The sequence below is a fragment of the Psychrobacter piscatorii genome (assembly GCF_043641605.1).
Classification (GTDB): domain Bacteria; phylum Pseudomonadota; class Gammaproteobacteria; order Pseudomonadales; family Moraxellaceae; genus Psychrobacter; species Psychrobacter piscatorii_C.
In genome coordinates this window covers 66,796-91,875 of sequence record NZ_JBHZRK010000010.1, presented here as the reverse complement: position 1 = coordinate 91,875, position 25,080 = coordinate 66,796, and the positions used below count along the sequence as shown (strand labels likewise).

The window sequence follows — 25,080 nt, the reverse complement described above, 5'->3', positions numbered from 1 at the left end:
TTATATGATCGATCAGTCTCTTATGTCAGATATGCTCAGTCCATTTTGGGTGAGCATTAAGCTCGCTTCTGTCACGACCTTGTGCTTACTGTTGTTTGCAACCCCTATGGCTTATTGGCTTGCCAAACCAAGTCGAAAGAAGGTAGTTGGGCGTTTCAAAATTCTGCTCATGGGCATTATTGCCATGCCTCTAGTACTACCACCTACGGTTATAGGTTTTTATTTATTATTACTGCTAAGTCCAAGTATGGGTATCGGTAAATGGCTTATTGATCATAATATTAGTCCGCTGATTTTTACTTTTGAAGGTTTAGTGATTGGCTCTATTATTTACTCACTGCCTTTTTATATACAGCCAGTGTATGCTCAGTTTTTGCGTATTCCTCAAAGTGTCACTGAAGTCGCGCATCTGTTAGAGCCCAGTCGTCTGCGCCGCTTCGTCAAGGTAGCCTTACCGCAAGCGCGCGTGGGTATTATTTTAGGTGGTTTGATAAGTTTTGCCCATACTATTGGTGAGTTTGGTGTGGTGTTAATGATAGGGGGCAGTATCTCAGGGGAGACCAAAGTAGTGTCGATTGCGATATATGAGCAAGTAGAAGCGCTCAACTATGAGGCGGCGCATATGATGTCTGGCATTTTGATTATCATGGGTGTGGTGATGGTGGCGTTGATTGCCAGTGTGAGTCGCATGAGTCAGCGTCCATAATACTAAAATACCTGCACGTCTGCTGGATGATTATAAATATTGCTAATACAAAATAGATGCTTATCGAGAGGTAGTTATATTAGAAGGAACATAGACAAAAAACGCAGACACAAAAAAACCCCAAACAATCTAATGCTTGAGGCGAAACTTGCTTAAACTTAACAGTTTAAATTCGTTTTAAATATGGCGCAGCGGACGGGACTCGAACCCGCGACCCCCGGCGTGACAGGCCGGTATTCTAACCAACTGAACTACCGCTGCTTAGGTCTCTTAGCTTGTTTAGCCACTTGCTAAGAAGTGGTGGGTGATGACGGATTCGAACCGCCGACATTCTGCGTGTAAGGCAGACGCTCTACCAACTGAGCTAATCACCCTTCGAACAATTGCGATGCAATTTATTCAACATCAACTGAGCCCTACGTTTGTCACTAAGCTCTGCTGCTGTGGGTGTGTATTATATAGATTTACACTTGGCTGTCAAACGTTATTTTAACTATTTTATAAAATAATCAGAAATAAATTTTTAATGGTATTAAAAACAGTAATGTATGGTAGACGCTTACTTGTGTTTTTTAGAGGCGGGTTATGATTGTTAGCAGTTGTTTAACAGCGAAAAGCTACTATACTACGGATACTTTGTTTTTTGAGCATGATTGAGGGAGGCCAGCATAGATATTTTTACGATTGGGCAGATCTTTACCAACTGGACGTGGGGAGAGTACGCAGGTCTAGGTCTGATATTTCATATTATGCTGATGATTGTTATGACGTTACGCGTTGTATCAGTGCAGCGTAATATTGGTGTATCCATTGCTTGGATTGCAGTGCTTTATACCGTGCCCGTGTTCGGTCTGATTGCGTACATACTACTGGGCGAGCCGATGATTGGACGACGCTACCGTGAGCGCGTGGATCAAGCAAGCATCATGATGAATGACATGGCACGGCGCGAGCATCTGGTGTTTGATAAAGGACAAGATCTGCTACCCATCGAATACCGCGGTGTGAGCCAAATAGGAACGCGCTGGACAGGGCTAGGGGTATTTCCCGATCATCAAATGCAGTTGTTAACAAATCCTGCATCAATTTTTCAGCGTTTGATTGAGGATATCCATGCAGCGCAGCGCATTGTCTTTATGGAGTTTTATATTGTATATCCTAGAGGAAAAGTACTCGATGTGATAGAGGCGTTGTCGGTAGCCGCTCAGCGCGGCGTTGAGTGTCATATATTGGCTGATAGCGTAGGCAGCTTTAGTTTTATTAACAGTAGTGCCCATCGTAAATTAGAAAAAGCCGGTGTGTTTGTTCATCAGTCGCTGCCAGTGGGACTGCTTAAGACCTTATTTAAACGCTCGGATTTGCGTAATCACCGTAAGATGGTGGTAATTGACGAATATATTGGCTATATCGGTAGCTTTAATTTGGTCGATCCGAGGTTTTTTAAACAAAATAAAAATGTCGGACAGTGGATTGATGTGGCGATCAGAACCACCAGCCAGCACTCTATTAGTATCAATACCGCCATGGCCAAAGTTATTGTTACTGATATTGGTGCTGAAAATAACGACAATCTCGCTGAGCTACATCAGCGAGTTAATAATTACACCCGTAAATTGTATGTGATGGACCCAACTATCAACGATCTGAATAGTCGAGTAAAGGTGTTGGGAGATACGATTGATTATCATGAGCAGCTAGATATCGGTAGCACTTCAATTGTGATACCAAAGATGCCTGTCGTAGACAAGGTGATGGCACAGCTCATACCGTCAGCACCGCAGCTGACAGCGCATGTAATTTACAATACGTTAGTGACTGTGATTCACCGTGCCAATAAGCGCATACGTATTACCACACCTTACTTTGTACCGGATGAGTCGCTATCGGGTGCGCTGACGATAGCGGCAAAACGCGGCGTTGAAGTGACGATTATTGTTCCTGAAAAAGTCGATTCATTCCTTGTACAGCATGCTTCACAAGCTTATTATCAAGAGCTGATGGATGCTGGCGTGACCATTGCGCTATTTCGAGGGGGGTTGCTACATGCAAAAACCGTGGTTATCGATGATGACTACTGCCTGTTTGGTACGGTCAATATTGATATGCGCAGTTTTTATTTAAACATGGAAGTCAGCTTGGCGATTTACACGCCAGAGATGGTCGCTCAAGTGGCTGACTGTCAAGAAATATATTTACAAAGTTGCCGTATTTTGGACAATGAAGAGTGGCAGCAGCGCCATGGATCAAAACGCTTATTTGATAATGTTGTACGCTTGTTTAGTCCTTTATTGTAGCGCGCTGAATTTTAGGTTAAGGTAAACTGTCCGTGTTTTTTATGCTCATATTTTTAACCATTATCATTGCCTCTACAATCAACTTATCTAAAAAAGGACACGCCTGTCTATGTCTGCCTCGCCCTTAACACCACTTGACTATATTGCAGAAGGCTACTGGCAAGATTTCTTAGCTGGGCGTCCTGTTGCAGGTGGTATCGCATATGAGACACAACTGCATAATTGTGCGCTAGATGAGTCGCTTGAGAGCTTGCAGCGTATCGACACGCTATTGTCTCAGGTACGCCGTGACATGATAAAAGGCGGTATATGGAATGAGGCGACGCTACTGGTCGATGAGCACTATCGCAACTTTATGGTATTTTTAGGATTTTATGCGGGCCGCGTATTGTCAAGGCAGTGGCAACATAAGCCCCGATGGTATGGTCAGTTTGAGCTACGTAAGCGTTATCCTGAGCTGTCATTAATTACCGATGACTTTTATCAGCACATGGCGGTTGGCTATGGTGATAATAATGCGACTACTGATGCGCTGCCTTTATTTTTTGCATTAGAGCCCATAGGGCTGCGTCTATTTGGCAGTATTGATCGGCAGTTTGAAGCGGTACAAGGTGGACAAGCGGCGAGTGGCCTATACCAAGCAGTCAGCGCAAGATTACCAGATTTATCGGATCAAGCGAATTCTTTAAAGATTCCTAGTAATCAAGCGACCGAGGTCGCAACGCATAACACGACCCAAAGTATTCACTCAATGACAGATTCGAGTACGACTATCAGTACAAGTCAACCTGCTAATCACTATGAGGCGTCAGAGGACGTACCAGTAAATAATGAATTCGATGATGTTAATGTAATATCATCCAATATCGAGCGCCCTTCTGCTGCAACTACTATATCTGAGCCATTAGTGAGTACCGCGCCGCGCCAACCAGAGCTTCAAGTAAAACCTGAATTGACAAAGTCAGAGTCGCCAGTCATTAAGCCTAAGTCATCTGTAAAAACCCCACCGACACCAGAAATGTTTACCCAACTGCTCATAGAGCTAGATGAGATTGAGGTGCCGCAAATAGCAGGCGTGACTGAATATCAGCAAGCTTGCAAAGTCCTCGATCAGTTTGAGCGGCACATTGCCAAACAGGACAAACCGCGTAACCAAGTTGTCTTTTCAGACAGCCATATAGCAGCAAAAAATAAAGCATTGCTAGCATTACAGGCGGCTGCAGAAGCGGGTGATACGGCCGCCATGCTACGCTTAGCGATGTATGAGTTGCTTGGCGAAGGACTCACGGCAGATGATGAGGAAGCTAAAAAATCTGGTGTAGAATGGGTGAAGCAATCCGCTAGCAAAAACGACAGCCGTGCCCAGCGTTTACTTAGCAAGCTGTACTATCAAGGGGTAGGCGTGCCGCAAGATATTGATAGTGGTAAATACTGGCTAGAGCAAGCGGCAGACAACGGACATATAGAGGCGGCAAATCTTGTGTCTCAATGGGAGCAAGCGCAAGCGCTGATCACGACACAAAAACAAGAGCAACACAGCATCAAGCGCTATCAGTTACTGTTTGGTGCAGTGATCGTGGTTGCGGTGTTGATACTGATTATCGTCTAATCGCTATTTACTCAGTAAACTTTTAAAAGTTTATTGTTACGCGCTGATTTCAGGTAGAATTGGCGCGTTTTTACATTTACCTTCCTGCTGTTTGATTCATTACTAATCTGGGCTACTCCATGCCATCATCTCATACTCCATCTGACGCCTCGTCCAACTCTACTGATACCATGCTACTAGACAATAAGCCACTGACTGACAGGGCGGTGTACCAGACACCATTTTATTATCAGTTTCTGATCGGTGTGCTAAAACCATTATATCGCCTGCAAGTATGGCGGCGCTCTCACAAACGCGACAATTATCAGCAAGAAGTTGCTCAGCGTTTTGGCAAGCAGTATCCACTGCGTCCAGCGACTACTGGTCATGGTAATAAAGGTGTGATTTGGTGTCATGCGGTATCGTTGGGTGAAACCAATACGGTTGCGCCTTTATTAGACGCATTACTGGCTAGTGGCTATCAGATATGGTTGACCAATACTACGCAAACAGGGCTCGCTCGCGGAGCCAGTCGGTTTGCAGATGAAATCGCTCAAAACCGCATGAGCCACAGTTATGTCCCTGTCGATACTCCTGCCGTGATTGAGACATTTTTGACGCATGTACAGCCTATCGCCGCGCTATTTGTCGAAACTGAACTATGGGCGAATATCTTGACCAAGCTCGCTCAGCATCAGATACCAAGTATTGTAGTCAATGGTCGTCTCTCGGCCTCTTCTTTTAAAAGTTATCAAAAAATCGGTGCGGTGAGCACCAGCATGATGAAAAATCTTGCGCTCATCATTGCGCAAGACAGCGATTCTGCCAAACGCTTCCGTCAATTAGGGGCGGATAGCGCACAGATCCGCGTGGCAGGGTCGCTAAAGTGGGTAATCAATACACCTAAAATCGATGATAAGGCGATTGATTCTAGTGAGCAGGCTGGTGATACAAAAGACGCAAATGTGCAGATACCATCTAAAAAAAATGCGCTCGCCAAAAAAAATGAGCTGGCAAAAGCGTTTGCGATAGCAGACCGACCAGTTTGGGTAGCAGCAAGCACTCACAATGGCGAAGAAGAGACGGTGCTATCATTACATCAGCAGATCTTATCGCAGTCATCACTAGCCAATGCGTTGCTTATCATCGTGCCTAGGCATCCTGAACGTTTTGATGAAGTTGCAGCATTGATCGAAAAGACTGGTCTAACAATGGCACGGCGCAGTCTTGATGAGGGCCTCAATGCAGTCACGCAAGTCTATCTGGCGGACAGCATGGGCGAGATGATGACTTGGTATACACTGGCAAATGTCGCATTGGTTGGAGGGTCTCTTGTAGATATAGGCGGACATAATCCAGTTGAACCTGCAAGCGTGGCAACACCTGTCATTATGGGTCGTTACACCCAATCGTGTCAAAGTGTGGTCGATAAGCTAGCCGAGGTGGGCGCTTTATATCAGCCAAATAATGAGTTTTATCGTCCAATGACGATAAATGGTTCAAATGAGCGCGCTAAAAGTATAGTAAATCATCAGCACGGTACTGATGGCACTGATGACATCGCACTTATTTATCAGCAGCTAGAGGCTTGGTTAAATGATTTACCATTAGCGACGCAAGCAGGACAGGCGGGCGAGACAATAACCGTACAACAGCAAGCGGTGTTGACTCGTCAACTGGCTATGATTAAGGACGTTATTGAGCAGTATTTTCCTCAAAATTTAGGGCAAGAGATATTATGAATTGTATATTACTGCCCGTTGAAAATTTCTCTGCAAATACGGCAAAGATTAATGCCCTAGCACAAGTCGATCATGTCAATAACATACTGGGCGCAAAAGTCGGTGACACACTCAAAATTGGGCAACTTGGTGGCAATCTTGGTACGGCTGTTATTGAGGAAATGGCTTCTGATAATATTCAGTTATGTGACGTTCAGCTCACTATTACCCCGCCTGCCAAACTAGATTTGACGGTTGTTTTAGCATTGCCACGGCCAAAAGTATTGCGGCGTTTGATTATGGATATGACGGCGCTTGGCGTACGCGATATCATTCTTGTCAACAGCTATCGCACGCAAAAAAGCTATTGGCAAAGTCCGATGCTTGAGCGTCTTGATGAGTTTGTATTAGAAGGGCTACAACAAGGGATTGATACCATTGCACCTCGTATTACGCTACAAAAACGTTTTAAGCCATTTGTCGAAGATATACTTGCAAGTTTGGTGACCAATCGAGCGATCGTCGCACACCCTTATGCTGAGCAGTCATTTTCTGAATTTCGACAATTAGATACAGCATTGGCATTACCCAGTTTGGTCTGTATCGGTGCTGAGGGCGGTTGGATTGATTATGAGATAGCGCTACTCACCGCACACGGGTGTACGCCAGTACATATAGGGCCGCGTATCTTGCGTACAGAAGCGGCGGTCAATGCTATGTTAGGGCAGTGGTTGCTCTAGATTAGCTCGTTCATGCGTGTGATAGTTATCTGCCTAAATATCTGGCAAAATGCAACCTCTGAAAACGCTATATAACACTCGCATATAAGTGAAACAATATCAGCATCTTGGGTTAGATAAATGTATTGATAATTAATCTCATTTCTATTAGTATGTTGTTTCCATAATTATGGTTCAACGAATCCCAATAAACAGGGGCTTTGACCATTTTATCTCACTATTTGCCGTATCTTTTTTATCGCATTACTATGGGGAAAACCATGCCACTGAACACCATCCGCACTAGTCTAGTCACCACCAAGCCTGTATTGTCTGCTGCCATATTTGGCCTGATGTTGGGAATGGTTGGCTGTAGCAATTCTTCTACCACCGAAGACAGCGCGGAGACAGAGACAACAGCGGCTGGCAGTGAGCAGCAAGTCGCGAATGAAGACGGTGCAACCAGTGCAGATGGTCAAACAATTACTATTTATTCTTCACGTAATGAGCAGCTGATTAAGCCGTTGCTAGATCGCTATACTGAACAGACTGGTGTCAAGATCGAACTTGTCACAGACAAAACTGGCCCATTGATGGCGCGATTGCAAGCAGAAGGTCAAAACACTCCAGCTGACATGCTACTGACGGTTGATGCTGGTAACTTATGGCAAGCGGCGCAGCAAGGGTTGCTACAACCAGTAGCGTCGTCTGTGCTAGAGGCCAATGTCCCTGCAAAGTATCGCGATCTAAAAGGTCAATGGACAGGTCTATCACTGCGCGCGCGTACGATTTTTTATGATCCAAGCAAAGTTAGCGCCGATCAATTATCGACTTATGCAGATTTGGCGGATCCAAAGTGGAAAGGCAAACTATGCTTACGTACTTCTAAAAAGGTATATAACCAGTCACTTGTCGCCAGCATGATAGAGCATTTGGGTGAAGAGAAAACAGAAGCTGTCATCCGTGGTTGGGTGGATAATCTTGCCACTGACGTATTCAGCGATGACACCGCCATGCTAGAGGCGATTGCTGCTGGTCAGTGTGAAGTCGGTATTGCCAACAGTTACTACTATGGCCGTCTATTAGACGAGAAACCAAACTTCCCTGTTAAGATATTCTGGGCAAACCAAGGCACGACTGGTACACACGTAAACGTTTCAGGCGCAGGCGTGGTTGCAGGGTCAGACAATCCAGACGGTACGCTTAAACTGATTGAATGGTTGTCATCTGATGAGGCGCAAGGTCTGTACGCCAGCTCAGACAAAGAATTCCCAGTCAAAGAAGGGGTTGATGAGTCAGAAATGTTGAGATCTTGGGGTGAGTTCAAAAAAGACGATATCAACGTACAGAAATTTGGTGAGCTACAAACTCAAGCCATTCAAATGATGGACAAAGCGGGTTATAAATAAAGGACAGCCAGTCATCGCGATACCAAGCTCAAAATCATCTTTTTTAAAGAACAGTTTGTAAAGAACAACCTTTAAAGATAAGTCATTAAGAATCAGTTGTTAAAGTAATGACGATTTTGAGTTTGGTCTATGCTTAAAAAGCCTCGATGAGTGAGTATGACACGGTAATGATACTATGATCACAACGCCAGATGCGTCTGTTAGTCAAAACGATACAGTCAATGACAGTGCTAATGACACTCAGACGATCAGTCAAGACCACGCCCTTCGTAAACGTATTATCTCGAAATCAGTCTTAGGGCTGATTTCGTTGTTTATGCTGGTGCCGATTTTGATTGTGTTGTTATCGTGGACGCAACCAGTCGCAGATATTTGGACACATATGGCAGAATACGTACTGCCACAAGTGCTCAAAAATACCGCGATTTTATTGTTTATGGTGACTGTTATATCGGGTACTATCGGTACGGTTCTCGCTTGGATAACCAGCATGTACCGCTTCCCTGGTCAGCGGTTTTTTTCGTGGGCATTGATGTTGCCGCTTGCCATACCGGCTTACGTATTGGCGTTTGTCACCATTGGTATTGTTGATTTTAGTGGACCGTTACAGACAGGACTGCGCGATTTTGGTATCACGACAGCGATTCCCTCAATACGCAATGTATGGGGTGCTGGCTTAATTTTATCGTTGGCATTTTATCCCTATGTGTATTTGCTGGCGCGTCAGGCATTTTTGTCGCAAGGTCGGCGGGCGATTGAAGCAGGACAGATGCTGGGTTTGAGCCGTAGCCGTGTGTTTTTCCGGTTGGCATTACCACAAGCACTACCGTGGATCATCGGTGGCTTACTGCTAGCAAGTATGGAAACGTTGGCAGATTTTGGCGCGGTTTCGGTATTCAATGTCGATACCTTTACTACCGCTATTTATAAGGCTTGGTTTGGCTTTTTTAGCTTGACCACTGCCGCGCAGTTGGCTGCATTGCTCATCGGTGTGATCTTTATCGTAGTACTGTTTGAGCAATATTGGCAGGCCAAGCGCGGCAGTTCGATTACGCAAGGTAGCAACCAGCGTTTCGACGCCAGTACTCCTGCCAAAATAGGTATGAGCTTGCTGTGTACGTTTGTATTTTTGCTGGCTTTTCTAGTGCCGTTTTTGCAGCTGATTTATTGGACAGCGTTAAACTTTCGCCAAGATTTTGATGCGCGCTATATTGATTTTGTCCTCAATAGCCTCATGATTGCTAGTATGACCACGCTTTTTATTGCTTTTTTGGCAGTGATTATTGCGTGGATAAGGCGGCAATATCCTGATAAATCGACCAAGCTAATGACCACATTGGCCAATTTAGGTTACGTTGTGCCGGGTACGGTATTGGCAGTGGGTATTTTTATCCCCATTGCGTGGCTAGACAATCAACTGATTGCCTTTGGTGTCACCTCGACCCAAATACTCTCAGGCAGTGTCATTGTCATGCTATTGGCCTTATCGACGCGTTTTATGACGGTCAGTTTTCAGCCAGTGGATCGACAGTTACAGCGCCTGACCGTCAATCAAGAAGCAGCAGCAAAACTGCTTAGTGACAGTGCTTACCAGCGTTGGCGTCATGTGATGCTACCAGTGCTCAGCCCTGGGGTGCTAACGGCATTATTAATGGGGTTTGTCGAAGTGATGAAAGAGATGCCAATCACATTGATGACACGCCGGCAGGGCTGGGATACGTTGGCAGTGCGCGTGTTTGAAATGACAAGCGAAGGCATGTGGGGACGGGCGGCATTACCGAGCCTATTGATTGTACTGGTTGGATTGCTTCCTGTTTGGATATTATTGCGTCAAAGTGATAAACAAGGCTAACCGCGATTTCTTCGTATATATTTGCCATGTTTAATGGTGCTTGACCTAACTTATATTATAATTTTTACTGCTTTATCCAACATTGTATTTACTAATAGCGAACTGGGATTGTCTATGTACACTGATTCAATGAACGACTCATCAGACGCTCAGTCCGTAAAGACTGGAGCACGTATTACTCCTGTCAAAAAATCACCAGTCGTGCAAACTCGGACAGCCCAATCTCAACATAACAAGCCTGTAGAACAAGCCGATACTGTGAGCCAAGATACTGAGAGCACTATCGCGAGCAATCCTTATTTTAGTGTACAAAACCTAATTGTTGGCTATGACGATACGATAGTCGTCAATGGTATGTCTTTAGTATTAGAGCAAGGAGAGATTGGATGCTTCTTGGGATATAGCGGCTGCGGCAAGACCACGGCATTACGAGCGATCGCAGGTTTAGAGCAAAGCCGCGGCGGTACTATTCATTTAAACAATCAGCGTTTAACGGAAAAAACAGCTCGCCAATCATTTGCCGTGGCGCCAGCCAAGCGCGGCATGGGGATGGTGTTTCAAGATTATGCGCTTTTTGGTCATTTGAGCGTGGCCAAGAATATTGCCTTTGGCCTCAATAAGTGGTCAGCGGCTGACAAAAAGGCACGAGTGGCGGAGATGCTAAGCCTAGTCGAGCTGACGGATCATGCGGACAAACGTCCAAATGAGCTATCTGGTGGTCAGCAGCAGCGTGTGGCGCTTGCAAGGGCACTTGCACCAAATCCCAAATTACTGCTACTTGATGAGCCATTTTCTAATCTGGACGTGGTATTGCGCGAATCACTGGCAATGAATGTCCGTGATATTCTCAAACGCACCCATACCACTGCAATCTTGGTCACCCACGATCAAAACGAAGCGTTTGCGCTAGCAGATAAAGTCGGGGTGATGAATAAAGGTAAGCTTGTGCAATGGGCGACACCAAGCGAGCTGTATCATGAGCCTGTCAGTCCTTTTGTCGCTGAGTTCGTCGGCGAAGGCGCGATGATAGACGGTATCATCAAAGAAGGTCATGTGGAGACGGCGCTGGGTAATATCTATCGCCGAATGGAAGTCTATGATGAATCAGGCCAACCGCAATATTGCGCGTATGATTATCCCAATGGCACGCCCATTAAAGTACTCGTGCGCCCTGATGATATTATTCATGATGATGACAGTACGCAGACGGCCTTGGTTATCGGACGTGTGTTTCGCGGTGCCAACTACTTGTACCGTCTACAGTTAGATGACGGACAGACCGTATTGTCATTGGTCGCCAGCCATCATAACCATGCAATCGGCTCACATATTGGCATCTTGCCTTTGTTAGAGCATGTGGTAGTGTTTGACGAAAAAGAGGTCAATGCCACCACTTGGTCAGAATATGACAGATCATCGAGAGTTGATGAAGACGTTTAGTACCCTTCAAAACTTTTGAGTGGTTGTCTAAATTTACCGTTTAGCCAAAATATGCAAATACCGTCCAAGCCATTTATACGGCTCTAATTGTGAGTAACGTAACTCCATCCTTATCACCGCATCTGGGTCGTTATGGCCACCACGCTTGAGCGGCGCATAGTCATGAAATACTCGTAGACCACTGCTGCGCACAGTCTGATAGTCATGCGCCTTTAACCAAGACTCTACTTCTTCTTTAGCAACAGGATGATTGGGTGTCAGACTTTTTTTGTTGTCTGCCTTGTAGTCTGTATTATCGAGTAAGTTAAAATTGCCCATAATAAGGTTGCGATAATCAAAGCTTGCAGGGTTGTAAAAGCACAAAGACAGCGCGCCATCATCTGTTAGATATTGATCAAAGAAGTCCATCACGGCAGCGGGCTCTGCCAACCATTCAAGCAGCGCATGCGACATGATCAAATCAAATTTATCGACTTCTTTAACCAATTTTTTTGCAAGCGCTTGGTATGGACAAACGTACCATGTGATATCTAGCTCTTGATCAATTTGCTCAGCGTTTGCTTTTGCTTTTTCGAGCATATTTTCTGAGATATCATTGATGACCACGCTATGACCTTGAGCAGCAAGCTCTATGGCAATTTGTGCAAGCCCTGCACCCACATCTAGGATGCGTAACGGTCGCCCAAGCGCTTCACTCATCTGCGCACTGTATTCAAAAATATCACGGCGTAATACTGCCAGTCTAATCTCTCCTTTTAATCCGCCGTAGACCTTTTTTTCAAAATGATCGGCAATGGCATCGAAGCTACGATCTGCTCGTGTCTCGTCTTGCGCTGTGGTTTTTTCCACAGAATCTATCGGTTGATTGTCGGACAATGACATATTTTGATTAGAGGTTTGCATAAAGGGCTATCTGTATTGGGATTGTATTTTGGGACATCGTACAATAAAGCGCAAAGCGAAGCTAGAACTGGTTTAATGGCGATAAGCGATTTTACATCGTTCAAAGAGTGCGATTAAGTACATGTTTTCCAGTAGCTTTTCATAATATTTTGCGGTATAAATAGTAAGGTTTAAGAAACAATAGTAGCTTGGCGGATATCGTACCCAGCTACTTAATAAGCATAAATGACAAAAAACCTATCAAAATGGACGCATATACTGCCAAGGAGTCTCAGCAAAGTCTGATTCACCACTGCTAAGGACAGCAATCATGATCAAATCTACCACAGGTACTAACGCTAAGTTATCTACCGATGCTTCTCACTCAATGTCTATTACCAACCATAAACCCACGATGTCACGCTGCCTACTGTCAGTTGCTATTGCCAGTAGTTTATTGCTGGTCGGGTGCGGCGACGATGACAACGATATCATCGTTCGTAATGATACGTCAGTTGAGACAATTAGCTCATTTAATGCCGCGCAAATAGACAGCCAGTTTGGCTTAAATGGTACCGCCACGCCTGAAGCCAAATGTGATATCAATATCGAAAAAGTCAGCTATTCGACGGTAGGCGCAGCAGGCGAGCGTACCAATGCGACCGCTGCTCTAATGTTACCAAGTGGTGATAGTGCTGATTGCCAAGGTGATCGTCCTATCTTGCTCTATGCCCATGGCACGACTACCGATCGTGACTATGATTTTAGTCAAGTAGGCAATTCGTCAAATTCAGGGTCAGGCGAAGCCAATTTGATCGCAGCAAACTTTGCGGCACAAGGTTATATCGTCGTGGCACCAAACTATGCAGGTTATGATGACTCAGAGCTTGACTACCATCCGTACCTTGTGGCGGATCAGCAAGCCACTGACATGGCTGATGCATTAGATAGCGCACGCGAAATCATTGCCAGACAAAAGCGTGCCAACGATAGCGATTATGTTAACGTAGACGACTCAGGTAAGCTGTTTATCAGCGGCTATTCACAAGGCGGTCATGTCGCTATGGCAACGGCGCGTAAGCTAGAGCAAGAAGGTAAGTCAGTCACTGCAATTGCACCTTCGTCAGGCCCTTATGCGCTAGCCGCATTTGGTGATGCGATCTTTGCAGGTAATGTGAATATTGGCGCGACTAGATTTGCACCATTATTGGCAGACGGCATGCAGGAAAAGTACGGCAATATCTATAATAACCCGACTGATATCTTTACCGCAGACTATGCCAACACGCAACTACCAAGCTTATTAAGTTTTGAGCAATTGGTCGCTGCCAATAAACTGCCTGACAATGCACTCTTTGAAGCAAAACCGACCGATAACCCTTTGATCAATCAATTACCAAACAGTGATCTACCTTTTGCGTTCTTAGGTTTTGCAGACGATAATTATTTGATAAAAACGGATTTCCGCGCAGCCTACGTTGCGGATGCCTTACAAAACCAAGATGGCTTAATAGCACAGACAGGCGCATTTCCAGCAGCCAACCCACAGAATAATCTACGTAAAGCACTAAAAGACAATGATCTACGTGGTTATATACCCAAAATGCCAACGTTATTGTGTGGTGGTAACCAAGACCCAACGGTATTTTATGATCTAAATACCGGTTCAATGGCGGCGATATTGCAGCAGGCGAGCTCAGCGACAAATGCTAACCTTAATGTGACCGTTGTAAACGTCGATGTTAGAAATAACCGAGGCGAAGTGACGTCGATTGGTAGTGCTATGAGTAATCCATGGATGTCAACGACCGTTATTGATAACGTTCAAGACAGATTCTCTACCACGTTGACAGCTGTTCAAAATAATGCAATTGCAAATGCGCAGGCTGCGGGCGTAACAGATCCAACAGCATTAGCACAAGCGGCAGGTGCGGCTATATTATCAAGCTATCACGGTGGTCTGGTCAGTAGCGCTTGTACTCAAGCGACCCGCGAATTCTTTGAGCAAAATTTTAATTCAAGTGTTAACCCAACGTAGTATAAACAAGCGCTAATCTAATAGCCGTCAATAAATCATTAAAAACTGCATTCAATGGATGCAGTTTTTTTGTGCAGCGCCATATACTGAGACGGTGCAAATGTTATCAATGGTCTGGACTCATTTCAGATAATAAACCACGAAAACACACCTCGCTTAGCGTCAATAAATGAACGATATTGTCATGCAGACTTGGGCGGATTTACTCATAAAAATACCAAAATGAGGCAATCGAAACACCCCGATTATGATAATTTTTTTAGCATAGGTTGATGATTCAAAAAATCACCACGAATGAACCGTCTGGCTTGATTTTAATGGTAGCCAGAACCCCCTAAATCAGCAAATTTATGCTAAAATAGCTTCTTTTATTAAACATTAAAACTATCGCTATTTTCCTATTGTTTTGCACGTGTAGCAGTGTTTTTTTATGGTATGTATTTTGATCATGACTGCCCATTTATGTGGCAGTATTTTTATATGATCTATGGGTACCATAAGCGATGTGTCAACGTTAGAAAAAGAATGTGAGTGAAGGAGTGTATATGAGCGAATCGGTCAGTCCTATTGGCATCGTAGATGAACTAAAGCAGTCGTATTTGGATTATGCGATGAGCGTGATCGTCTCGCGTGCTCTGCCTGATGTGCGTGATGGGTTCAAACCTGTACACCGCCGCGTGATGTATGCCATGCACGTGCTATCAAACGACTATAATAAACCGTACAAAAAATCAGCCCGTGTGGTCGGTGATGTGATCGGTAAGTACCATCCACATGGCGATAGTGCCGTCTATGACGCCATTGTACGTATGGCGCAGGATTTCAGCTTGCGCTATCCAATGGTTGACGGTCAAGGTAACTTCGGCTCGATCGATGATGATCCTCCGGCAGCGATGCGTTATACCGAAGTACGTATGACCAAACTGACTCACCAGATGCTCGCTGATTTGGACAAAGACACAGTCGATTGGGAAGACAACTACGACGGCTCTGAGCGCATGCCAAGCGTGATGCCAGCGCGTATTCCTAACTTATTGGTCAATGGTGCGACGGGTATCGCAGTCGGTATGGCGACCAATATGGCGCCGCATAACCTGACCGAAGTGATCAATGCTTGTCTTGCTTATGCTGAAAACCCACAAGTTTCAGCTGAAGAGCTAATGTCGCATATCTCAGGTCCTGATTTCCCAACTGGCGGTATTATCTATGGTCGCGCTGGCATTTTAGATGCTTATCGTACGGGTAAAGGTCGTCTACATATTCGTGGTCGTTATCATATTGAGCCGATGAGTAATACTGGCGTCAACCGTGATCGCGAGCGTATCGTATTTACCGAAGTCCCTTATCAGGCCAATAAAGCCAAACTAATCGAGCGTATTGCAGAGCTGGTCCGTGATAAGAAAATCGAAGGCATTAGCGAGATTCGTGATGAGTCTGATAAAGACGGTATGCGTATCGCTATTGACTTGCGTCGCGGCGAGACTGCCGAAGTTATCGTTAATAACTTGTTCTTGCAAACGCCGCTTGAGTCTAGCTTCAGTATCAATATGGTGGCGCTCGATAATGGTCAACCAAAACTATTGACCTTGCGTCAGCTTATCGCTGCATTTGTCCGTCATCGTCAAGAAGTGGTGACTCGCCGTACGATTTATGAATTGAACAAAGCCCGTGTTCGTGGCCATCTGCTCGAAGGTTTAACCGTTGCATTAGCCAATATCGATGAGATTATTGCGACGATTAAAGCCTCTGCAAACCGTGGATTGGCACGTGAAAGCCTATTAAACAACACGTGGGGCTCAGGTAGCGTTGTTGCGATGCTTACCGCTGCTGGTAGTCAGTCAGTACGCCCCGAGTTTATAGAAGGCGAAGATCCTAAAGCGCCGTTTGGTTTGATCGAAGGCGAAGAGCGTTATCGCTTATCACTTGAGCAGGTCAATGCGATTTTAGACATGCAATTGCATCGCTTGACGGGTCTTGAGCAGGACAAATTGACCGAAGAATACCAAGATCTACTGCGTGAAATCGCGCATTTAGAATCTATCCTTGGCGATTTTGATAAGCTAATGACCATTATCTCTAATGAGATGATTGAGATTCGTGATAACTTTGGTGATGAGCGTCGTACCGACATCATCGACTCACGTATGGATTTTAACCGCGAAGACCTTATCCCTGAGCAGACTGTTGTGATGACGGTATCGCGTACTGGCTATGCCAAGACTCAGCCGATTGACGATTATGTGGCGCAAAAGCGTGGCGGCAAAGGTAAGTCTGCAACCGCGATGAAAGAAGATGATGTAATTGACCATTTAGTCGTGACATCAACGCATTCGACTGTTTTGTGTTTCACTGACAGTGGGCGTGTCTTTAGCTTACGCGGCTTTGAGGTGCCGATTGCCAGTCGCGGTGCTCGTGGTCGTCCGTTGGTCAATTTGATCGGCTTAAATAGCGACGAGACAGTGACGACGATATTGCCAATTCCAAAAATTGTAGAAGATACATCAGTAGTAGGTGAAGTATCAGAACATAGCAATGATGACGATTCGGTAGAAGATAGCAATCAAGCAGAGCCACCTTTTGTATTCTTTGCCACGGCTAATGGTACGGTCAAGCGGGTAGAGCTGAAGCAGTTTGCCAATATTCGCTCGAACGGCTTGATCGCAGTTGGTCTAGAAGATGGTGATAAGTTGGTCAGCGCTCGCATTACTAATGGTAGCCAAGAAGTGATGCTATTTGCCTCAAGTGGTAAAGCCATTCGTTTTGATGAGAATGATGCTCGCGCGATGGGCCGTACGGCGAAAGGTGTTCGCGGTATGCGTTTGGCTACTGATGAATTTATCAAATCATTGGTCGTTATCGAAGATGATGTACATGAAATCTTGATTGCTTGTGAAAACGGCTTTGGTAAGCGTACCCTTATCGAAGAGTTTAATACGCAAAACCGTGGCGGTGGCGGTGTAATCGCTATCAAGACCAGTGAGCGTAATGGCGCATTGGTACGAGCGACTAAGGTTGACGCTACCGATGACATTATTTTAATCTCTGACAAAGGAACGCTAGTACGTACGCCAGTTGAGCATGTCGCTAGCTCTGGTCGTAATACACAGGGTGTCACGCTCATTCGTTTGTCAAAAGATGAAAAGTTAGTCGCTATGGCGCGTGTTGAGCACGAAGAGGGCGATGATGAATTAGTCGATGCGATGAAAGAAGATGGGACGTTTGATGTAGAAGGTCAAGAGCAGATAGATATCGACGCTGCAACTGACGATACCGCTTTGAGCGATGCCAATGACGCTATCGATATTGCCAACGATTACACATTGGATAATGATGCAGTAGACGATGACGAGTAATAGTCTTGGTAGTTAGCTTTTCAGTCTAGTTTCTGATCATTGTTCTAGAAAAAAGCCTCTGACGTTATCGTCGGAGGCTTTTATTTTTCATTCACTTTTTCTTAATAATGTACACAGGGTTTTACTTTTAAGGCTGTTGTTATGCTTACGACCAATCAAACTTTTCAGGGAACTGTCGCAGCGGTATCGTCGAGCTTTTTATTCTCGATGATGTTTTTGTTTGGGCTATTTATGCTGCCCTTAACGGGGACACAGGTAGCCTCATGGCGCGTGCTGATGATGTTGTTAAGTTTGGTCATCTTGCTCAGTTTGACCAAACAATGGCAGCATGTCTTTGATTATATAAAGACACTTAAGACCTTAAAAGAATGGCTCATATTTATATTGCCTGCACCGATCTTGGGCGGCCAGATTTGGTTGTTTATGTGGGCACCCGTGAATGGATTTGGACTGGATGTCACCTTGGGCTATTTTTTATTGCCACTTGTGATGATTGTGCTTGGTCGGTTTTTTTATCGTGAGGATATGAGTGTCTTGCAGTATGCGGCAGCGATACTGGCAGCGCTCGGTATTGGCTACGACATTTTTCAATATGGTTCGGTGTCTTGGGTGACGCTATTTGTATGTTTGGGCTATCCGCCGTATTATCTATTGCGCCGCACACTTGCTGTACCGCCCATCACTGGCTTGTTGTTTGATTTGACATTGCTGACGCCAGTGGTACTGATCATGCTTTATCTCACTGGTGGTTTTAGTGTGGCGGCACAAAATATGAAGTTTTGGTACCTACTGCCATTGCTGGGTGCATTTAGTGCACTAGCAATGTCGCTGACGATGATTGCGAGTAGTAAGTTGCCAGTCTCGCTATTTGGGGCGCTGAGCTACATAGAGCCGCTACTGTTATTTGTGTTGTCCATTACCGTTCTGAGTCAAAGTCTTGATGAAGGTGGCTCGCTCTTTATGTACGGTATGATTACACTTGCTCTAGTAGTCATGATAATCGATAGTGCGATAGGCTATCTCGTTCGTCAGCGTAATGACCGCTTGCATGGATATAGAGAGCTTCAAATTGGCGGCTTTCCGCCGCGTCGTCATTTTATCAATCAGCGTATCGATGGTGTGCTAAAAGCGCATCGCTTTCGCAAAATTCGTCGTTATCAAAAAAAGATGGATAAGATACAGCAAAAACTCGAACAACTTGATGCAAAATAAGCACTTATATACATTGAATTTACTGGATGTAGAAATTAATGCACTAGATGCACAGTAGCATTGCTTATCTATGCCGACTTTGACATAATGCCGCCCATGATGTAGCAAGATACATTAAAAGCGTTTATCTTAGATTGCGCGACGACCTTATATGCAAAAGCCTCAGACGTTATCGTCTGAGGCTTTTGTTTTTTTTTAAAAATTGCAAAGGATGTGCCCCAATCTCTAAAGGCTGTTGTGATGTTGACTACTAACCAAACCTCGCAGGGTACGATCACTGCTGTGGCTGCAAATTTTTTATACTCATTGCTGTTCCTATTTGGTTTGCTGTTGCAACCGTTATCAGGTACGCAAGTTGCTTCGTGGCGTGTGCTCACGATGTTTTTTAGTCTGGTGCTGCTAGTGAGTGTGCTAAAGCAGTGGCAGCATATTTTTGATTATCTAAAAACACTAAAAAACGCAAAAGAGTGGTTTTTATTTATATTACCCACTCCGATTTTGGGTGCGCAAATCTGGATGTTTATGTGGGCACCAGTCAATGGCTTGGGGCTTGAGGTGACGTTGGGCTACTTCCTATACCCAATGATCATGATCATAGTCGGTCGCTTTTTTTATAATGAAGACATGAGCTTGCTGCAGTGGGCTGCGATTATATGTGCAGGTCTTGGTATTGCTTACGATATCTTTGAATATGGTGCGATCTCTTGGGCGACTTTGTTTGTGTGTTTGGGTTATCCGCCGTACTACTTGCTGCGTCGTAAACTGGCCGTACCGCCTATCACAGGCTTGATCTCTGATCTTGTATTGTTGCTACCAGTCGTATTGGTTGCGCTATATATGAATGGCGGCTTTGAGGTGGCAATCACCAACCATAAGCTTTGGTATCTGTTGCCATTATTAGGCATCATCAGTACTGCTGCGATGTCACTGACGATGGTTGCGAGTCAAAAGCTACCTGTCTCATTGTTTGGGACTTTGTGCTACCTTGAGCCGGTATTTTTATTCATATTTTCGATTGCGATTTTGGATCGTAACTTACATGAAGGCGGCTCCATGCTGATGTATAGTATGATTTTTATCGCACTGCTGATTATGATTGCTGATAGCGCCCTTGGCTATCTGGCGCGCAAACGTGAAGACCGCTTACATGGCTACAATGAGCCACAAGTGGGCAGCTTTCCGCCACGCCACCGTCTCAAAAATCGCCGTATCAAAGGCGTACTAATTGCGCACCGCTTTCGCCAAATCAAAAAATATCAGCAAAAGATAGATAAGATGACGCGCAAGATTGAAGCACTACATGTAGAATAATGCGGATGATGACCGTGTCCTAGATATATGTAGAGCTGACTTGTCAGGCCGTACTTTCGTCACAGTTCTACAAAGTTGCAGTGTCAAAGGGGCAAAAATTACGCTATTATCGAGAACAGTGGTGTCATGTTTAATTCAAAACGTGGCGCCATATCTAAGAGATTATGGCTGATTTAAAACAATATATAACTAGGACGGTTTATGTTAACTCTGCATCATTTAAACAATTCGCGCTCGTTTCGTATTTTATGGCTATTAGAAGAGTTGGAGCTGGATTATGAGCTGACGACCTATGAGCGTACTAAGGCGTATCTTGCACCTGAGAGCTTAAAAAAAGTGCATCCGTTGGGACACACGCCGGTGCTTGAAGTGGGTGATCGCGCTTTGGCTGAGTCAGGTTTTATCATCGAATATTTGCTCAGACACTATGATAAAGAACATCAGTTCAAGCCGACTGATGATAATGAAGCTGCGTGGGAAGATTATACTTTTTGGTTACATTTTGCCGAAGCCACGGCGATGCCACAATTAGTCATGCGTCTGGTATTTAGTAAAGTCGTTGAACGATCACCCATGCTTATCAAGCCGATCAGTAAAGGTATTCGTAAACAAGTTGAAGATGGCATGATCAACAATAATATTATCAACAACTTAAATCTGATGGAGCAGCATCTACAACATAGTCACTGGTTTGCAGGGGAGACGTTTAGTGCCGCTGATATTCAAATGTATATCGTAGTCGCCGCCTCTAATGCGCGTGCAGGTATGGATCAATCTAAATACGCCAATCTATTGAACTGGCTCAAACGCTGTCAAGAACGCCCCGCTTTTAAGCGTGCTGAGGCAAAGGGCGGAACACCGCAGTTTTAAAAGATACTTGTATAAACACTTAAACACCTCTCAATACTTGAGGTGATATTAGATAAAAGGTTTTGTTTATTCATAAGCAAAGCCTTTTTTAGGATAAAATAATGACAGACTTGAATACATCGCATCATGCAAAAACAAAGAAAGACATTGATGCTAAGCAGTCGCTAGATCAGAACTTGCAAAGCAAGCAAACGGTTGATAACCAGCAAGTATCTATCAAATCTTGGTCACAGAAACTGCTGGTTGTGATTCTGTGCGCCGCTAGTTTTTATGGTGGCTGGAAATCTTATGAATCTAATATGGTCAATGAATGTACAGCCAATGGTGGACAAATGGTTGACGGTCAAAAAACCATGATATGCCAACGCTCCTAACCCGTGCCTCTGATAAATAAAAGACATGACCTATGCTAAAACTAACCTTTTTGGGCACCTCAGCAGGCGTGCCAACCAAACAGCGCAATGTAACGGCATTGGCAATCGAATGCTTGAATCCTCATGCGTCTGGCTCATCAAAAGGCAAGCAGCCGCATAGTAACAGTCAAAATAAAAAGTCGCGGCCGTGGCTACTCATTGATTGCGGCGAAGGCACACAGCAGCAATTACTGCATACCAAGCTCTCCTTACATCAATTGACGGCTATTTGTATTACGCACGTCCATGGCGACCACTGTTATGGCCTGCCAGGGCTGCTTGCGAGTGCTGCGATGTCAGGTCGCCGTGAGCCACTGACGCTCATTGCACCAAAAACCATCTCGGCGCTGCTGGATGCTTTTATCCTACATACTGAATTATATCTGCCATTTCCCCTCAACTTTGTGTCGATAGAGGATCTGTTGTCGCAAGAATCTAATAAAGTAAAAATCGACTTGCATAACCAGCATCAGCTGATGATAGAGGTTTATCCATTATCGCACCGCGTGCCATCTCATGGGTTTGGTATCACGCAGACCATCAGCCATCGCACGCTTAACACGGATAAGCTGGTAGCAAATGGTATCCCAGCAAGTGCGCTGTGGGGCAAGCTACAACAAGGTGAAAATGTCATCACTGAGGATGGTCGGCATTTACAGTCAGCAGACTATGTTCATGATGATGTGCAGCGGACAAAAGTAGTAATAGCAGGGGACAATGACAGGCCAAATTGTCTAAGCACCGCAGTTATGGACACAGATTTGTTGGTGCATGAGGCCACTTATACGCACGAGGTCATGATGGCTATTCAAGCCAGAAACCCTGACTTTGATCCTATGCATAGCAGCGCGCATGTGGTGGGTACATTCGCGCAAAAAATGAAACTGAAAAACATTATTTTGACTCACTTTAGCGCTCGTTATCAGAGCTTTGATAATCCAGATAGCGAAACGCCAAATATGGCATATATCCGCCTAGATGCGCAAAGTGTCTATCAAGGTAACCTATGGCTGGCAGAAGATTTTGCTCAATATACCGTCAATGGGGCTACTGATTTGGTAGATAATCAAGAGGGCAGTCAAAAGGAGAGTCGCGTGCAGTATGTAGGCTCTGCACGCAGCAATTAGGCATAACTGTAAAGAGGTAAATTTAAAAGTATGGCTTAGCGGCTATGATTTACGGTCTTCAATAGCCAATTGTGTTTTGCCACTCCAATAACGGCTGAATTGATAAGCAACCCGACCTGAGCGTCCACCGCGTTCAGATGCCCAGCGCAAGGCGTCCATTCTTATCTTATTCGATAAGCTTCCATCTTCTGCATTCATCTCCATATCATGATCAGTATGTGCCGAGATTTTCTGTTGCTCTAAACGCAGATAATGCTGCACAATCTGTAAGTAAGTCTGCTGATCCATAGGATGAAAGGTCAAGGATAAGCCAAATCGATCTGACAACGACACGGTCTCATCAATGGTCTCATAAGGATTAACTTCATCCGTCTGCCCATTGTAAATATCAAGATTGTCCTTCATCATTTGTGGTAGCAAGCGACGGCGATTACTGGTGGCATAGACCAGTAGCTTGTCTTGCTCAGAGTCTAGCGCGCCATCAAGCACACTTTTTAGCGCCCGATAACTCTCATCTTGACCGTTAAATGCCAAATCATCGCAGTAGACGATATAGCGACAGGTGCAGTCCTCTGGCAGCGCATTAATCGCGGCACGAATCTTGTCCAAGACCTGTAGATCATCACGCGCAATTTCGATAATCCGTAACCCTTCACTGTGATAGGCTTGTAATAATGCCCGAATCAATGAGGATTTACCCGCTCCGCGTGTGCCTGTCATCAGGACGTGATTGGCAGGATAACCTTTTAGGAACTGGCGGGTGTTTTGTACCAGCTTTGCTTTTTGCACATCAATACCCTGCAAATCCTCCAAACTCAAAAATAGATTGACAGACAAAGGCTGCAGGTGACCAGTACGTCCACCGACCCAACGATACGCAAGTTGGCTTGAGTCAATCTTAATGGTTGGTGTGACGTGCTCTTGCAGGTATTGACCGAGCAATTCTAGTAAAGGGGCGGGCAGGGCGTAATTGTTAGACTGTGACATAATGACTCTAGCGGTAAAGTGGCGGTTGGGTAAAACGATAGTGCGCGATTGCGACTCTATAATATGATGAGAGATAATACTGTGAAAAATAGTGCCAGTAATTTGCCTATTACACAAGCCTTGAAAGTGCAATCTGGACAACTATTACCAGCCATCACCCAAGCATTGTCAGAGCGAGCATATAGTAAAATAGTGCATCAGCGTATCAGTCAACAATACAGAGAGGGAGGCACAGAGCAAACCCAAGAGAGCAACACGCACATTACCAAACAAAGCAGCTATCAAGGTCTAACGCGTGCACGCCATCTAAAGTACGGTAATGTAATGATTAAATGGAAGCTACGCGCCACTTCAGATAAGCTCCAAAGTGCCCCAGATTTAACTCATGAAATAAGCATGTTGCAAGCGTTATATACTTCGCAGAAAACCCAAGTTAGCTCTATTACGCCACCTCTATTGGCCTATTACAATGTAGAGGTCGACACATTAGGACAGAGCCAGCAGTTAACGGTATTGGTCATGCCGCACTATAAAAACGGCAGCTTAGCTAAGCTGTTGAATCACCATGTGTCATTAACGCACTATCAAAAACATGATTTGATCAAAGAGTCTGCTCATTTAGTCTGCAACCTACACAACGTTGGCTGGCTTCATAATGATATTAAACCCAGTAATATCTTGCTCAGTGATAATCTAACGACTCACGCTGACAGTGATTGTATAGTGCCTGACTTACTATTGACAGATTTTGCATTAGTCCAAAGAATTGATCAACCAAACGCAATAAATTTTTCTGGCGGAACACCAGCATATTTGGCACCTGAGCGCTGGCAAGGACAAATAGCAACGATACAAAGTAACATCTATGCCTTCGGTATCATGATGGTTGAGATACTGATAGGGAAGCGACCATTTAATATAGACCCTCAAAGTAATCAGTCCATGACAGATTGGGCCATTCAGCACTGCCAGCAGCCTATTCCAAAATTACCACTGGAGTATGTTCGCTATCAAAGTATTGTTGATAAAGCATTGGCAAAGCGAGTAGAGAAAAGGTATCAGAGTATGGAGGCTGTATTACTGGATTTAGAAAAGTTATGACTAGAAATGCTGAATGACAGACACAAAAAAACCTGCTAAAAAGCAGGTTTTAATATT

At 44.7% G+C, this 25,080-nt stretch carries 18 protein-coding genes and 2 tRNA genes; 16 read left to right on the top strand and 4 right to left on the bottom strand.

Annotation, left to right across the window (positions count from 1 at the left end):
* Positions 1-4 precede the first annotated feature (4 nt).
* Positions 5-706, top strand: a complete 702-nt coding sequence (gene modB, locus ACHUET_RS10405) for a molybdate ABC transporter permease subunit (protein ID WP_394212615.1) — start codon at positions 5-7, stop codon at positions 704-706.
* Positions 707-890: 184 nt separating this feature from the next.
* On the opposite strand, the gene ACHUET_RS10400 is transcribed toward modB, so the two are convergent.
* Together ACHUET_RS10400 and ACHUET_RS10395 are read right to left on the bottom strand one after the other, a co-directional pair.
* Positions 891-967 (bottom strand) — tRNA-Asp (locus ACHUET_RS10400).
* A 37-nt stretch (positions 968-1,004) separates the two neighbouring features.
* Positions 1,005-1,080: transfer RNA gene (locus ACHUET_RS10395), tRNA-Val, on the bottom strand.
* Positions 1,081-1,359: 279 nt separating this feature from the next.
* Between ACHUET_RS10395 and ACHUET_RS10390 the strand changes: the two genes are divergently transcribed.
* The 7 genes from ACHUET_RS10390 to ACHUET_RS10360 all read left to right on the top strand — a co-directional run bounded on the left by ACHUET_RS10390 (position 1,360) and on the right by ACHUET_RS10360 (position 11,729).
* Positions 1,360-3,000, top strand: a complete 1,641-nt coding sequence (locus ACHUET_RS10390; RefSeq protein WP_394212613.1) for a cardiolipin synthase — start codon at positions 1,360-1,362, stop codon at positions 2,998-3,000.
* A gap of 109 nt (positions 3,001-3,109) precedes the next feature.
* On the top strand, positions 3,110-4,609 hold the full coding sequence (locus ACHUET_RS10385) for a tetratricopeptide repeat protein (protein WP_394212611.1): 1,500 nt from the start codon (positions 3,110-3,112) through the stop codon (positions 4,607-4,609).
* A 119-nt stretch (positions 4,610-4,728) separates the two neighbouring features.
* The gene (locus ACHUET_RS10380; RefSeq protein WP_394212609.1) at positions 4,729-6,330 is read left to right on the top strand and encodes a 3-deoxy-D-manno-octulosonic acid transferase; all 1,602 of its coding nucleotides are present in this window, start codon (positions 4,729-4,731) and stop codon (positions 6,328-6,330) included.
* Positions 6,327-7,049 (top strand): 16S rRNA (uracil(1498)-N(3))-methyltransferase, encoded by a 723-nt coding sequence (locus tag ACHUET_RS10375; protein ID WP_394212607.1) that lies wholly within the window; start codon positions 6,327-6,329, stop codon positions 7,047-7,049. The genes ACHUET_RS10380 and ACHUET_RS10375 overlap by 4 nt, the downstream gene beginning before the upstream one ends.
* Positions 7,050-7,309: 260 nt before the next feature.
* On the top strand, positions 7,310-8,437 hold the full coding sequence (locus ACHUET_RS10370; RefSeq protein ID WP_394212605.1) for an extracellular solute-binding protein: 1,128 nt from the start codon (positions 7,310-7,312) through the stop codon (positions 8,435-8,437).
* Between the two features lie 175 nt (positions 8,438-8,612).
* A complete protein-coding gene (locus ACHUET_RS10365) occupies positions 8,613-10,289 on the top strand; it encodes an ABC transporter permease (protein WP_394212603.1) in 1,677 nt (558 codons plus the stop codon).
* A 114-nt stretch (positions 10,290-10,403) separates the two neighbouring features.
* Entirely contained in the window at positions 10,404-11,729 is a 1,326-nt protein-coding gene (locus ACHUET_RS10360) for an ABC transporter ATP-binding protein (RefSeq protein ID WP_463556563.1), read from the top strand.
* A 33-nt stretch (positions 11,730-11,762) separates the two neighbouring features.
* Here ACHUET_RS10360 and ACHUET_RS10355 read toward each other — a convergent pair whose 3' ends face one another.
* On the bottom strand, positions 11,763-12,632 hold the full coding sequence (locus tag ACHUET_RS10355; protein WP_394212601.1) for a methyltransferase domain-containing protein: 870 nt from the start codon (positions 12,630-12,632) through the stop codon (positions 11,763-11,765).
* A gap of 310 nt (positions 12,633-12,942) precedes the next feature.
* Between ACHUET_RS10355 and ACHUET_RS10350 the strand changes: the two genes are divergently transcribed.
* The 7 genes from ACHUET_RS10350 to ACHUET_RS10320 all read left to right on the top strand — a co-directional run bounded on the left by ACHUET_RS10350 (position 12,943) and on the right by ACHUET_RS10320 (position 22,935).
* A complete protein-coding gene (locus ACHUET_RS10350) occupies positions 12,943-14,649 on the top strand; it encodes an alpha/beta hydrolase family protein (protein ID WP_394212600.1) in 1,707 nt (568 codons plus the stop codon).
* Between the two features lie 545 nt (positions 14,650-15,194).
* Positions 15,195-18,002, top strand: a complete 2,808-nt coding sequence (gene gyrA / locus ACHUET_RS10345; RefSeq protein WP_394212598.1) for a DNA gyrase subunit A — start codon at positions 15,195-15,197, stop codon at positions 18,000-18,002.
* A gap of 141 nt (positions 18,003-18,143) precedes the next feature.
* Positions 18,144-19,214 (top strand): EamA family transporter RarD, encoded by a 1,071-nt coding sequence (rarD, locus tag ACHUET_RS10340; RefSeq protein ID WP_201601315.1) that lies wholly within the window; start codon positions 18,144-18,146, stop codon positions 19,212-19,214.
* A gap of 240 nt (positions 19,215-19,454) precedes the next feature.
* Positions 19,455-20,525: an EamA family transporter RarD gene (rarD, locus tag ACHUET_RS10335; protein WP_394212595.1), complete on the top strand. Its 1,071-nt coding sequence runs from the start codon at positions 19,455-19,457 to the stop codon at positions 20,523-20,525.
* 201 nt (positions 20,526-20,726) lie between these two features.
* The gene (locus ACHUET_RS10330) at positions 20,727-21,395 is read left to right on the top strand and encodes a glutathione S-transferase (RefSeq protein ID WP_201601322.1); all 669 of its coding nucleotides are present in this window, start codon (positions 20,727-20,729) and stop codon (positions 21,393-21,395) included.
* Positions 21,396-21,496: 101 nt separating this feature from the next.
* Positions 21,497-21,769: a hypothetical protein gene (locus tag ACHUET_RS10325; protein WP_394212593.1), complete on the top strand. Its 273-nt coding sequence runs from the start codon at positions 21,497-21,499 to the stop codon at positions 21,767-21,769.
* Between the two features lie 32 nt (positions 21,770-21,801).
* A complete protein-coding gene (locus ACHUET_RS10320) occupies positions 21,802-22,935 on the top strand; it encodes a ribonuclease Z (RefSeq protein ID WP_394212592.1) in 1,134 nt (377 codons plus the stop codon).
* Between the two features lie 42 nt (positions 22,936-22,977).
* Here the strand turns inward: ACHUET_RS10320 and ACHUET_RS10315 are convergent, their stop codons facing one another.
* Positions 22,978-23,922 (bottom strand): ATP-binding protein, encoded by a 945-nt coding sequence (locus ACHUET_RS10315; protein ID WP_394212590.1) that lies wholly within the window; start codon positions 23,920-23,922, stop codon positions 22,978-22,980.
* A gap of 63 nt (positions 23,923-23,985) precedes the next feature.
* On the opposite strand from ACHUET_RS10315, the gene ACHUET_RS10310 reads away from it, so the two are divergent.
* Complete coding sequence (locus ACHUET_RS10310) at positions 23,986-25,023, top strand: protein kinase domain-containing protein (protein ID WP_394212588.1); 1,038 nt, start codon at positions 23,986-23,988, stop codon at positions 25,021-25,023.
* Positions 25,024-25,080: the final 57 nt, after the last annotated feature.

Excerpts from the sequence above, each read along its gene's own strand:
- modB (WP_394212615.1), top strand. The coding sequence starts at position 5 with ATGATCGATCAGTCTCTTATGTCAGATATGCTCAGTCCATTTTGGGTG.
- ACHUET_RS10385 (WP_394212611.1), top strand. The coding sequence starts at position 3,110 with ATGTCTGCCTCGCCCTTAACACCACTTGACTATATTGCAGAAGGCTAC.
- ACHUET_RS10380 (WP_394212609.1), top strand. The coding sequence starts at position 4,729 with ATGCCATCATCTCATACTCCATCTGACGCCTCGTCCAACTCTACTGAT.
- ACHUET_RS10375 (WP_394212607.1), top strand. The coding sequence starts at position 6,327 with ATGAATTGTATATTACTGCCCGTTGAAAATTTCTCTGCAAATACGGCA.
- ACHUET_RS10370 (WP_394212605.1), top strand. The coding sequence starts at position 7,310 with ATGCCACTGAACACCATCCGCACTAGTCTAGTCACCACCAAGCCTGTA.
- ACHUET_RS10365 (WP_394212603.1), top strand. The coding sequence starts at position 8,613 with ATGATCACAACGCCAGATGCGTCTGTTAGTCAAAACGATACAGTCAAT.
- ACHUET_RS10360 (WP_463556563.1), top strand. The coding sequence starts at position 10,404 with ATGTACACTGATTCAATGAACGACTCATCAGACGCTCAGTCCGTAAAG.
- ACHUET_RS10355 (WP_394212601.1), bottom strand. The coding sequence starts at position 12,632 with ATGCAAACCTCTAATCAAAATATGTCATTGTCCGACAATCAACCGATA.
- ACHUET_RS10350 (WP_394212600.1), top strand. The coding sequence starts at position 12,943 with ATGATCAAATCTACCACAGGTACTAACGCTAAGTTATCTACCGATGCT.
- gyrA (WP_394212598.1), top strand. The coding sequence starts at position 15,195 with ATGAGCGAATCGGTCAGTCCTATTGGCATCGTAGATGAACTAAAGCAG.
- rarD (WP_201601315.1), top strand. The coding sequence starts at position 18,144 with ATGCTTACGACCAATCAAACTTTTCAGGGAACTGTCGCAGCGGTATCG.
- rarD (WP_394212595.1), top strand. The coding sequence starts at position 19,455 with ATGTTGACTACTAACCAAACCTCGCAGGGTACGATCACTGCTGTGGCT.
- ACHUET_RS10330 (WP_201601322.1), top strand. The coding sequence starts at position 20,727 with ATGTTAACTCTGCATCATTTAAACAATTCGCGCTCGTTTCGTATTTTA.
- ACHUET_RS10325 (WP_394212593.1), top strand. The coding sequence starts at position 21,497 with ATGACAGACTTGAATACATCGCATCATGCAAAAACAAAGAAAGACATT.
- ACHUET_RS10320 (WP_394212592.1), top strand. The coding sequence starts at position 21,802 with ATGCTAAAACTAACCTTTTTGGGCACCTCAGCAGGCGTGCCAACCAAA.
- ACHUET_RS10315 (WP_394212590.1), bottom strand. The coding sequence starts at position 23,922 with ATGTCACAGTCTAACAATTACGCCCTGCCCGCCCCTTTACTAGAATTG.
- ACHUET_RS10310 (WP_394212588.1), top strand. The coding sequence starts at position 23,986 with ATGATGAGAGATAATACTGTGAAAAATAGTGCCAGTAATTTGCCTATT.